This is a genomic window from Rhodothalassium salexigens DSM 2132, assembly GCF_004341375.1.
Lineage (GTDB): Bacteria > Pseudomonadota > Alphaproteobacteria > Sphingomonadales > Rhodothalassiaceae > Rhodothalassium > Rhodothalassium salexigens.
Map to the genome: position 1 here is coordinate 1 of NZ_SLXO01000022.1, position 3977 is coordinate 3977.

Sequence of the window (3977 nt, forward strand, 5' to 3'; positions counted from 1 at the left end):
TTCCTGTTCTTGGCAGACCTGGCGGCGACCTACTCTTCCACGCCTTAAGACGCAGTACCATCGGCGCGGTCGCCTTTCACGGCCGAGTTCGGGATGGGATCGGGTGGTTCGACGACGCCATAACCACCAGGTCGGCAAAGAACAGGGTTTGTGCACTGATGTCCGGGCCATAGTTGTGGCCGCTGGGAGCGATTGGCCGTCGAACATGACGAGGTTGACGAAGCCGATCGAGCCATTAGTACCGGTTAGCTTCACGCATTGCTGCGCGTCCACACCCGGCCTATCGACGTGGTGGTCTTCCACGGCTCTCAAGGGAGACCTCATCTTGAGGGGGGCTTCCCGCTTAGATGCTTTCAGCGGTTATCCCGTCCGACCATAGCTACCCGGCTATGCGGCTGGCGCCACAACCGGTCCACCAGAGGGTCGTCCATCCCGGTCCTCTCGTACTAGGGACAGCGCCTCTCAAGTCTCCTGCGCCCACGGCAGATAGGGACCGAACTGTCTCACGACGTTCTAAACCCAGCTCACGTACCACTTTAATTGGCGAACAGCCAAACCCTTGGGACCTGCTCCAGCCCCAGGATGTGATGAGCCGACATCGAGGTGCCAAACACTGCCGTCGATATGAGCTCTTGGGCAGTATCAGCCTGTTATCCCCGGCGTACCTTTTATCCGTTGAGCGATGGCCCTTCCACACGGGACCACCGGATCACTATGACCGACTTTCGTCCCTGCTCGACATGTCTGTCTCGCAGTCAGGCAGGCTTATGCCATTGCACTCTTGAGGTCGATTTCCAACCGACCTGAGCCCACCATCGCGCGCCTCCGTTACCATTTGGGAGGCGACCGCCCCAGTCAAACTACCCGCCACAGAGGGTCCCGGATCCGGCTTCACGGACCGCGGTTAGATACCAGAGACGACAAGGGCGGTATTTCAAGGGTGGCTCCCCATGAACTGGCGCTCATGGTTCAAAGCCTCCCGCCTATCCTACACATGCCGTCCCTAGTACCACTCTGAAGCTGTAGTAAAGGTGCACGGGGTCTTTCCGTCTGACCGCGGGTACTCCGCATCTTCACGGAGAATTCAATTTCGCTGGGTTGGTGCTGGAGACAGCGGGGCAGTCGTTACGCCATTCGTGCAGGTCGGAACTTACCCGACAAGGAATTTCGCTACCTTAGGACCGTTATAGTTACGGCCGCCGTTTACCGGGGCTTCGATTCGCCGCTTTCACGGCTCCTCTTAACCTTCCGGCACCGGGCAGGCGTCAGACCCTATACGGCGCGTTCGCCGCTTCGCAGAGCCCTGTGTTTTTAGTAAACAGTCGCCACCCCCTGGTCTGTGCCCCCGCCCAAGAGTTGCCTCAAGGGCGGGCCTCCTTCTTCCGAAGGTACGGAGGCAATTTGCCTAGTTCCTTCAGCACCATTCTCCCAAGCGCCTTGGTATGCTCTACCAGTCCACCTGTGTCGGTTTCGGGTACGGTCTCATGGGGGGCTATTTCCTGGAACGCCTTCGCGGCCCGGTCAATCCAGTAAGACCGAACAACTTACGGCATTCGTCACCATCCCCTGGCCCAGGAATATTAACCTGGTTCCCATCGGCTACGCCTCTCGGCCTCGCCTTAGGGGCCGGCTCACCCTGCGCGGATTAGCCTTGCGCAGGAACCCTTGGACTTTCGGCGGGAGGGTCTCTCACCCTCCTTATCGCTACTCATGTCAGCATTCGCACTTGCCATACCTCCACGGCCCCTCACGGGTACCGCTTCACCGGCCTAGGCAACGCTCCGCTACCACTCTCGTAAGAGAGTCCACAGCTTCGGTAGACGTCTTGAGCCCCGGTACATCTTCGCCGCAAGGCAGCTGTTAGACCAGTGAGCTGTTACGCTTTCTTTAAAGGATGGCTGCTTCTAAGCCAACCTCCTGGTTGTTTTGGCCGCCTCACATGCTTTCCCACTTAGACGTCATTTAGGGACCTTAGCTGGTGGTCAGGGCTGTTTCCCTCTCGACGACGGACCTTAGCACCCGCCGTCTGTCTGCCATGCTGCACTCCTCGGTATTCGGAGTTTGGTTAGAATTGGTAAGGCTCGCGCCCCCCGCATCCATCCAGTGCTCTACCCCCGAGGGTGATACATGACGCACTACCTAAATAGTTTTCGCGGAGAACCAGCTATCTCCCGGTTTGATTGGCCTTTCACCCCTAGGCACAGCTCATCCCCGTCTTTTTCAACAGACGTGGGTTCGGTCCTCCAGTGGGTGTTACCCCACCTTCAACCTGGCCATACCTAGATCACCGGGTTTCGGGTCTGATGCATCGAACTGGGCGCCCTATTCAGACTCGCTTTCGCTGCGCCTACACCTAACGGCTTAAGCTTGCTCGATACACCAAGTCGCTGACCCATTATGCAAGAGGTACGGTGTCACGCTTGCGCGCTCCACCTGCTTGTAGGCATCCGGTTTCAGGATCTGTTTCACTCCCCTCATCGGGGTGCTTTTCACCTTTCCCTCACGGTACTGGTTCACTATCGGTCGCATGGGAGTACTTAGGCTTGGAGGGTGGTCCCCCCACGTTCAGACAGGATTTCACGTGTCCCGCCCTACTCAAGGCTCCATTGTTCCAACACCCGTACGGGGCTGTCACCCACTCCGGCCCGACATTCCAGACGATTCCGGTTAGGAACAATGAAGCACTGGCCTGGTCCGCGTTCGCTCGCCACTACTAGCGGAGTCTCGGTTGATGTCCTTTCCTCCGGGTACTGAGATGTTTCAGTTCTCCGGGTTTGCCTTAAGTCCCTATGTATTCAGAACTTAATACCGTTATCCTCTATGAGGAAAGAAGGCTGGTCGTTTGCGCTCGCGGGCATGTCGGCTACGCCGACGCCCTCCACGGGGGCGGCCTGCGGCCGGCGCCCCTTGGGCGCTGGTGAGAGAGCGGTGTTCCATGGCCGTTAAGGCCATAGCGTCAAGCATCTCGCACCAACTCAGCACCTTCGTTCGTCATAGAGGATAACAGTGGGTTGCCCCATTCGGAAATCCGCGGATCAAAGCCAGCTTGACGGCTCCCCACGGCTTATCGCAGCCTGCCACGTCCTTCATCGCCTCCATGCGCCAAGGCATCCACCAGATGCCCTTACATCGCTTGGTCGAACCATCGTCATGTCCGAGGGGCAAGCGCCCCAACGGCCACAACAATGACCCAGACTTCAGTGCTTCCGCGTTTTTGATCGTGGCACCCTGCAACGCCGAAGCGTCGCGGCCACAGTCAAAAACAACGGTAAAAACCCATCCACAATGTCAAAGAACAAGGCCGCACACGCGGCACCCAACCGACCGAAGCCGGTATCTCTTGCTCCCAATGCCTGAAGAGAGATCGTCTATCCCGAGCACAAACGCCCCATCGAGGGATCATTCGATGGCTCGGGGCTAAACCCCGACCATCGAATGATGGTGGAGCCTAGCGGGATCGAACCGCTGACCTCCTGCGTGCAAAGCAGGCGCTCTCCCAGCTGAGCTAAGGCCCCGTTTGTCGCGCTCGCGGGCGTGTCGGCTGCGCCGACGCCCGGCCGCCAAGGGCGGCCTTCGGCCGGCGCCCCTTGGGCGCTGGCGGCGCTGGTGACTGGCGGCGCTACGCCGCCCCTCGCCAGCAGAACAGCGCCTCGGCTCCGGCACTCAGCCCCGCCGCGAAAGCGGCGCGCAGCCTTGAGCACGCTTCATGGGATCGGCGAAAGCCGATACCGGAAGCCACAAACAAGATGGTGGGCCGAGGTGGACTTGAACCACCGACCTCACGCTTATCAGGCGTGCGCTCTAACCACCTGAGCTACCGGCCCGACGTGGACCCGGACCCCGGGCCCAACCCGGTCAGGAAACGGCCGGTCGTCCCGGCGATCCCAGCGGATCGTCTCGATCTTCAGGCGATGGAAGGGACATGCAGGCGGCGGCCCTGGCCGCTTATGTCTAAGCCCGGATCATCGTCGGACAAG

2 tRNA genes and 2 rRNA genes are annotated in these 3977 nt (G+C 59.6%); all 4 read right to left on the minus strand.

The annotated features are described in order from the left end of the window. Window positions 1-16: 16 nt before the first annotated feature. Window positions 17-131 (minus strand): 5S ribosomal RNA (rrf, locus tag EV659_RS14565). Window positions 132-214: 83 nt separating this feature from the next. Next, window positions 215-3139, minus strand: a 23S ribosomal RNA gene (locus EV659_RS14570). A gap of 300 nt (window positions 3140-3439) precedes the next feature. Beyond that, window positions 3440-3515, minus strand: a tRNA-Ala gene (locus tag EV659_RS14575). Window positions 3516-3747: 232 nt separating this feature from the next. Then, a tRNA-Ile gene (locus EV659_RS14580) sits at window positions 3748-3824 on the minus strand. Window positions 3825-3977 lie beyond the last annotated feature (153 nt).